Origin of the sequence: Bilophila wadsworthia ATCC 49260, assembly GCF_000701705.1 — a bacterium.
Taxonomy (GTDB): Bacteria; Desulfobacterota; Desulfovibrionia; order Desulfovibrionales; family Desulfovibrionaceae; genus Bilophila; species Bilophila wadsworthia.
On sequence record NZ_JNJP01000049.1, the window covers coordinates 21,132 to 28,212 of the forward strand.

Annotated in this window: 7 protein-coding genes; 6 read left to right on the top strand and 1 reads right to left on the bottom strand. The window is 62.6% G+C overall.

Annotation, left to right across the window (positions count from 1 at the left end; genetic code table 11):
* The first annotated feature begins 545 nt into the window (after nt 1-545).
* Entirely contained in the window at nt 546-1,742 is a 1,197-nt protein-coding gene (locus tag T370_RS0114860) for a dicarboxylate/amino acid:cation symporter (RefSeq protein ID WP_005027601.1), read from the top strand.
* Nucleotides 1,743-1,797: 55 nt separating this feature from the next.
* Entirely contained in the window at nt 1,798-2,271 is a 474-nt protein-coding gene (locus tag T370_RS0114865; protein ID WP_029436185.1) for a hypothetical protein, read from the top strand.
* A gap of 93 nt (nt 2,272-2,364) precedes the next feature.
* Here the strand turns inward: T370_RS0114865 and T370_RS0114870 are convergent, their stop codons facing one another.
* Complete coding sequence (locus T370_RS0114870; RefSeq protein ID WP_005027598.1) at nt 2,365-2,763, bottom strand: hypothetical protein; 399 nt, start codon at nt 2,761-2,763, stop codon at nt 2,365-2,367.
* 216 nt (nt 2,764-2,979) lie between these two features.
* Here T370_RS0114870 and T370_RS0114875 point away from each other — a divergent pair, with 216 nt between their 5' ends.
* The 4 genes from T370_RS0114875 to T370_RS0114895 all read left to right on the top strand — a co-directional run bounded on the left by T370_RS0114875 (nt 2,980) and on the right by T370_RS0114895 (nt 6,995).
* On the top strand, nt 2,980-3,228 hold the full coding sequence (locus tag T370_RS0114875; RefSeq protein ID WP_005027596.1) for a hypothetical protein: 249 nt from the start codon (nt 2,980-2,982) through the stop codon (nt 3,226-3,228).
* 636 nt (nt 3,229-3,864) lie between these two features.
* A complete protein-coding gene (locus T370_RS0114885; protein ID WP_005027594.1) occupies nt 3,865-4,815 on the top strand; it encodes a hydrogenase small subunit in 951 nt (316 codons plus the stop codon).
* An 11-nt stretch (nt 4,816-4,826) separates the two neighbouring features.
* Nucleotides 4,827-6,500 (top strand): nickel-dependent hydrogenase large subunit, encoded by a 1,674-nt coding sequence (locus T370_RS0114890; RefSeq protein ID WP_029436186.1) that lies wholly within the window; start codon nt 4,827-4,829, stop codon nt 6,498-6,500.
* Nucleotides 6,501-6,521: 21 nt separating this feature from the next.
* Entirely contained in the window at nt 6,522-6,995 is a 474-nt protein-coding gene (locus T370_RS0114895; protein ID WP_005027589.1) for a HyaD/HybD family hydrogenase maturation endopeptidase, read from the top strand.
* Nucleotides 6,996-7,081: the final 86 nt, after the last annotated feature.

A 7,081-nucleotide genomic window follows, 5' to 3' on the forward strand; every position in this document is an offset into this window, starting at 1 on the left:
CATAAGGGCGCCCCGTGAATGCCGACAGCAAAGCGCCCGGGGGCGCTCCCGCCGCCGCGATAGGCCCTCGCCGCGTCATAGGCCGCTCCGGAAGCCCGGCGGTATCTGGGGGAATGCTTTGGAGAGTCCCGGCTGATCGGGAGGAAGGTGGATGCCACAGGAGCCGTCGCCGGGCATCCTGATCGCCGTGCGCCGGGACGTTCCCCAGCATGGACGTCGCAGCCAGCGAAGGCTGCCCCCTGATCGCCTCGCGCGTGGAACTCCCAGGAAACCGTCTATAAGGGGGCGACCGTGGATACCCTTGATCGCCACACGCCGGGGCGTTCCCTTCCGATCCGCCGCCGCTTGCCGGGCGGCCTTGTCCTTGCGGGCCGTGTCACGTATGATGGGGCGGAGACGGGTGACGGAGGCGGGCCGTGGGGAACGGCAGGGCCTCCGGCCTGTTTTTGGCATGGCGTTCTGCGGCCCCCCGAGGAGAAGGCGGGCCGCCCCGAGGAGGCCGGGACCCTTCCCGGCATGTTTGATGAAGAGAGAAGGAGTGGGCGATGTCCGCCAAGAAAAGCGATTTCGGATTGATCATCAAATTGTTGGTGGCACTGGCCATCGGCGCCTTTCTGGGGCGCATGGCCAACGTGGAGGTCATGGATGCCGTGGCGTCGGTCAAGTACGCCTTGGGGCAGATCATTTTCTACGCGGTGCCCCTCGTCATCGTGGGCTTCATCACGCCGGCCATCGCCCGCTTGGGACAGAACGCCAGCAAGATGCTGCTGACGGCCGTGGCCATCGCCTACCTTTCGTCCGTCGGCGCGGCGGCGTTCTCGGCGGCTTCCGGCTACGCCATCATCCCGCACCTGTCCGTGCCCACGGAGGTGAGCGGGCTCGTCGATCTTCCGAAGCCGTCCTTTGTGCTGGACATCCCGCCGCTCATGTCCGTCATGAGCGCGCTGGTCACGGCGCTGCTGCTCGGGCTCGCCGTGAGCTGGACCAAGGCCGAGATCATCAACAAGGCGTTGGCCGAGCTTGAAGCCATCATGACCAGCGTCGTGACCCGGGTCATCATCCCCATCCTGCCGTTTTTCGTGGGCGCGACGTTCTGCGAGCTTTCCTATGAAGGCCGCTTGACCGTGCAGTTCCCCATTTTCCTCAAGGTCATCGGCATCGTCATCGTGGGCCATTTTATCTGGCTCGCCGTGCTCTATAGCATCGGCGGCATCCTGTCGGGCCGTAACCCGTGGCGGGTGCTGCGCTATTACCTGCCCGCGTACCTCACCGCCGTGGGGACCATGTCCAGCGCCGCCACGCTGCCCGTGGCCCTGTCCTGCGCGCGGCGCTCCCCGGCCCTGAGCAAGACCGTCACGGAATTCATGATCCCCTTGGGCGCGACCGTGCACCTGTGCGGCTCCGTGCTGACCGAAACCTTTTTCGTCATGACCATCAGCCTGATGCTGTACGGCACGCTGCCGTCCGTGGGTACGATGGCCTTCTTCATCGTGCTGTTCGGCATCTTCGCCGTGGGTGCCCCCGGCGTGCCCGGCGGGACGGTCATGGCCTCGCTCGGCCTCGTGACGAGCGTGCTCCATTTCGATCCGGCGGGCGTGGCCCTGCTGCTGGCCATCTTCGCTTTGCAGGACAGTTTCGGCACGGCCTGCAACGTGACCGGGGACGGGGCGCTGGCCATGATGATGGAAGGGATTTTCAACCGTAACCGTCAGCTCGACGACCGCTTCGGCACGGGCGAGTAGTGCCGTCAACATATCCCCCCGCCGCGCTTGGCCCCGGCGGAAAGGAGGTGCCAGTATGCCGTGGGTGATCCTCGCCGCCGCGCTGTGTGTCCTGGTCTGGTTTTGGCCCCGGAACACGCTGATAGGCTTGGCCGTCGTCGGGACGGCCGGGGTGCTTGCCGGCATCGCCTTCTGGGGATACGGCGTTTACGATGAGCGCCAGCGGGAACTTGTCGCCATCACCGTGGAGCCCGCCGCGGAAGCGGCTTCGCGGACGTCGCCCGGCATCGCGTGCGGGGAGGGCGAACTGCTCGTCTCCATCACGAACGGGAGCGGGAAGACGGTGACGGGCGTGCGGTTCAATGTGGGCGCCTACCGTGAAGGCCGGAGTACCAACATCGCCAAGGGGAACTGGTTCGACGACGATCACATCATCAATCCACGGGGGACGGTGTCGGCCTGCTGGAAGGCCCCCGGCCTGACCCGCGATCCCGAAGGGGACAGGGTGGTCTGGAAGGCCAGCATCATCAAGCTGGAGTTCGCTGAATAGAAAACGGGCCGGGGCAGACGCTCCGGCCCGTTTTGTCTGGGCGGGCCTTGGGCGGCAGACACAAAAAAGCCCCGGAGGGCCGGGGCATCGGGGTTACTTCGCGGTCGTGGGCGCGGGGGCGCTTTCGAGATCCTTTTGCAGGTCTTCCTGGAAGGGGAGCTGCTTGTGGTGCTTCAGGTATTCGCGCTGGGCCTTTTCGCGTTTCTTCGCGTAGTCCTTCTGGGCGTCGCGGACTTCCTTCTGATACTTCTTCAGATCCTTGTCCCGGCGTTCCTGGAACTTCTGGGTATCGGTCTTGTCGTCGCCGGTAAGCTCGTCGACGGTTTCCTTCACCTCTTTCTTGATGTCCTGGTAGCCGTCCTTGACGGACTGGGTGAACGAGTTTTCCGCGAGAAAATGGTTGCTCAGGCCGGTGGCGTGGGCGGCGAACGGAAGGAGCGTCAGACCGGCGGCGAGGAGGCAGCCGTGCAGCAGCGCGTTATTGTGTTTCATGATAATCCCCCAAAGGTTAGACTGTGACTGATTGTCCTGAGTGTACCCAAGGCAAGGGAAAAGGCAACCGCATGAGAGAAAACAAATCATGCCTCACTGCAATGGACGCTTTCGCCTCTCATGCACTGTAAACCTTACTTCCTTTTTAGGGAATCAATGCATCGCATCTTGACATCGTGTGGAACGATCGCATCCTTAAAGGAAAGGAGATTTGAGATGTCACAGAAAGTCAAGACATGGGAATCGCACGTTCCCGGTTGCTTTGGTGGTTCGGATCATATCTTCGCCGGTCATCCCGCCGAGGAAAAACGCGCCAAGGAATTGCGCAAGGTGTGCTCGGAGCAGCGCATCCCGATGGATGACGTAGCCAAGGCCATTGAGCACTTCCTGAAATCCAAAAAGGTCGGAGATGCCCTCATTCAGGAGCAGGTGGAGCGGGCCAGAAAATTCTTGAAGCTGTCGTAACGGCCCTTTCAGCCCACCGGGATACTGCGGGCCGGAATCGCCCACAGCCCCGGCGGACTGTGCGGGCGGCGGCACCGGAATGCCGCATCGGAGCGCCTCAGAGGGCGCTTTTTTTGTGCCCTTCGTCCAATCCGGCGCGGAGGCGGTTTGCTTCTCTTGCATCCAGTCCGGGCATGTTCTTTCTGTTGCAACATGCCGCGCCGCACCTCCTTTCCTTTTGATTGCCCTGCCGCCTCCCTTTTTCCCTTTCCATAAGAACGCCCCGGAAGCACTCTAACACCGCGCGCAAGCACTCTCATTACGTCCCGTTATGCGCTCTTTTTCACGTTACGATTTTTCGAGAACCCGATTGACACGGCCCTATCGTTGCCGTAGCGTTCGAATACCCTTATACTGGGCTGTTCCGAAGTGGAGGAGGGCGGCATTGTTCTCCCCGAGGGGGAAAATGCTTGCCTTGGGGCACGGACCTGAGGCCGCGCTCTGCAATGTGCGGCGTTTCTTCCGCAAGCATGGGGACATCGGCCCGGTTTCGTCGTCTTTACGGAGGAAACGCCGAGGGGATGCGGGAGGGGTTCCGACCATTTTGATCCACGCATGTGACCGACATCTTGCCGGCCGCTGAATAAGGAGAAGCGTATGCGTATTGCCGTTGGTCTGGGAAAAGAGAATGTCGAGGCTCGGCTGGAACGGCAGGGAGTATCCCGCCGAGATTTCCTGAAATTCTGTAGCATGGTCGCCGTGACGATGGGCATGGGGACCGGATTCGCCGAACAGGTCGCGCGGGCGTTGACCATGCCCCGCCGCCCTTCCGTGGTGTACCTGCACAACGCCGAGTGCACGGGCTGTTCGGAGGCCCTGCTGCGGACAGGGCAGCCGTTCATCGATGAGCTGATTTTGGATACGATTTCGCTCGATTACCATGAAACCATCATGGCCGCCGCGGGCGAAGCCGCCGAAGCGGCTCTGGAGCAGGCCATTTCCGCTCCCGAGGGCTTCATCTGCGTCGTGGAAGGGGCCATCCCCACGGCGAATGAAGGCAAATACGGCTACATCGCCGGGCATACCATGCTCGACATCTGCGGCCGCATCCTCCCCAAGGCCAAGGCCGTGGTCGCCTACGGCACCTGCGCCGCGTTCGGCGGCGTGCAGGCGGCCAAGCCCAACCCCACCGGCGCGCAGGGCGTCAACGAATGCTTCGGCGCGAAGGGCATCAAGGCCATCAACATCGGCGGCTGCCCCCCGAACCCGCTGAATCTCGTGGGCACGCTGGTCGCCTTCCTGCGCGGCGACAACATCGAGCTCGACGCCAACAACCGCCCCATGATGTTCTACGGCAGCAGCGTGCACGACCAGTGCGAGCGCCGGGAACACTTCGACAACGGCGAATTCGCTCCCTCCTTCGATTCCGAAGAGGCCCGCAACGGCTGGTGTTTGTATGAGCTGGGCTGCAAGGGCCCGGACACTATGAACAACTGCCCGAAGGTCAAATTCAACGGGACCAACTGGCCCGTGGGCGCGGGACATCCGTGCATCGGCTGCAGCGAGCCCGGTTTCTGGGACAAACTGTCCCCGTTCTATGAAAACTAGAGGGAGCACCCATGAGCGAAGCCAGAAAAACACCCCAGAGCCATTTCACCGGACCTGTCGTCATCGATCCCCTGACCCGTATCGAAGGCCACCTGCGCATTGAAGTGGAAGTGAAGGACGGGCGCGTCAGCGAAGCCCGCAGCGTCGGCACCCTGTACCGCGGCCTTGAAACGATTTTGGTCGGGCGCGACCCCCGCGACGTACAGCACTTCACGCAGCGCACCTGCGGCGTGTGCACCTATACCCACGCGCTGGCCTCCACCCGCGCCCTCGAAGACGCGATCAAGGTGGAAATCCCCAAGAACGCCACCTACATCCGGAACCTCGTGCTCGGGATGCAGTATCTGCACGACCATATCGTGCATTTCTACCATCTGCACGCCCTCGACTTCGTGGACGTGACCAGCGCGCTTCAAGCCGATCCGGTCAAGGCCGCCAAAATCTGTTCCTCCGTTTCCCCGCGCCCCGCGTCGGCGGACGGCTTCAAGGCGGTGCAGGCGAAGCTGAAAGCCTTTGTGGAAAGCGGGCAGCTCGGCCCGTTCACCAACGCCTACTTCCTCGGCGGGCATCCCGCCTACTACCTCGATCCCGAAGCGAACCTCATCGCCACGGCGCATTACCTTGAAGCCCTGCGGCTACAGGTGAAGGCGGCGCGGGCCATGGCGGTGTTCGGCGCGAAGAACCCGCACACCCAGTTCCTCGTGGCGGGCGGCGTGACCTGCTACGAAAGCCTGACGCCGGAGCGCATCGCCGAATTCGAAGGCTTGTACAAGGAAGTCAACGACTTCGTGAATCAGGTCTACATCCCGGATCTGCTGCTTGTCGGCGGCGCGTACAAGGACTGGACCAAGATCGGCGGCACGACCAACTTTATGACCTTCGGCGAGTTCCCCGGCGACGAGCGCAATCTCGAATCCCGGTGGTTCAAGCCCGGCGTGGTGTTCGACCGCAAGCTCGAAGCCCTGCCTTTCGATCCCTCGAAGATCGAGGAGCACGTGCGGCACAGCTGGTACGCGGGCGATGCGGTTCATAAGCCGTTCCAGGGTGTTACCGAACCCAAGTTCACCTTCATGGGCGACAAGGATCGCTATTCGTGGATGAAGGCTCCCCGCTACGACGGGCGCGCCGTGGAAACCGGCCCGCTCGCGCAGGTTCTGGTGGCCTATCTCAAGGGCAACGCCGAGGTCGTCCCGGTGGTCGACAGCGTGTTGCAGACCCTCAGCCTGACGCCCGGCGATCTGTTCTCCACGCTCGGCAGGACCGCCGCGCGCGGCATCGAAACCGCCGTCATCGCCAAGAAGACCGGCGAGATGTTGCAGGAATACAAGGAAAACGTGGCTTCCGGCGACAAGAAGATCGTCGAGAACTGCGAAGTGCCGGACAAGGGCGAAGGCGCGGGCTTCGTGAACGCGCCCCGCGGCGGGCTCTCTCACTGGCTGGTCATCGAGAACAAGAAGGTGGCCAACTTCCAGCTTGTGGTGCCTTCCACGTGGAACCTCGGGCCTCGCTGCTCGAAGGGCATCCCGAGCGCGGTGGAAGAGGCGCTCGTGAATACGCCCATCGCCGATCCCAAGCGCCCGGTCGAAATCCTGCGCACGGTCCATTCCTTCGACCCCTGCATCGCCTGCGCGGTGCACGTGATCGACGGCAGGACCAATGAAGTCAGCAAGTTTCAGATATTGTAAGTGAAAACGGGAGAACGGAAGATGGCTGAACAGGTGCTGGTTTTGGGTGTAGGCAATATTCTGTTCTCCGACGAGGCCATCGGGGTGCGCACGGTTGAGCATCTGCAGCAGTGCGCATCCCTGCCCGGAAATGTGGAGCTCATGGACGGCGGCACGCTCGGCATCCGGCTGATGGACGCCATCATGGGGTGTGATCTGCTGATTGTGGTGGATGCCGTCCTTGGCGGCGGCGAGCCGGGGACCCTGTACCGTTTGGAGGGCGAGGGGCTGCGCGAGAGTATGAGTTTCCGCGACTCCATGCATCAGACGGATCTGGTCGACACGCTGATTTACTGCGATTTGGCGGGGCACAGGCCGGATGCGGTCGTGATCGGCATGGAGCCAGCCGATTACCACACGATGGAGATCGGGCTGACCCCGGTCTGTCAGGCGCGTTTGCCCGATCTGGCCGGGAAGGTCGTCGAGGAGCTGCGCGCACGCGGGGTTATCGCGTAGTGTCAGGTTAGAGAAAAGATTGGGGAAGGGAGGGGAAACCTTTCTGGAGAAAGGTTTCCCCTCCCTTCCCCCACCCCCATCCCTCC

Coding starts and splice junctions, on each gene's coding strand:
- T370_RS0114860 (WP_005027601.1), top strand. CDS start 546: ATGTCCGCCAAGAAAAGCGATTTCGGATTGATCATCAAATTGTTGGTG.
- T370_RS0114865 (WP_029436185.1), top strand. CDS start 1,798: ATGCCGTGGGTGATCCTCGCCGCCGCGCTGTGTGTCCTGGTCTGGTTT.
- T370_RS0114870 (WP_005027598.1), bottom strand. CDS start 2,763: ATGAAACACAATAACGCGCTGCTGCACGGCTGCCTCCTCGCCGCCGGT.
- T370_RS0114875 (WP_005027596.1), top strand. CDS start 2,980: ATGTCACAGAAAGTCAAGACATGGGAATCGCACGTTCCCGGTTGCTTT.
- T370_RS0114885 (WP_005027594.1), top strand. CDS start 3,865: ATGCGTATTGCCGTTGGTCTGGGAAAAGAGAATGTCGAGGCTCGGCTG.
- T370_RS0114890 (WP_029436186.1), top strand. CDS start 4,827: ATGAGCGAAGCCAGAAAAACACCCCAGAGCCATTTCACCGGACCTGTC.
- T370_RS0114895 (WP_005027589.1), top strand. CDS start 6,522: ATGGCTGAACAGGTGCTGGTTTTGGGTGTAGGCAATATTCTGTTCTCC.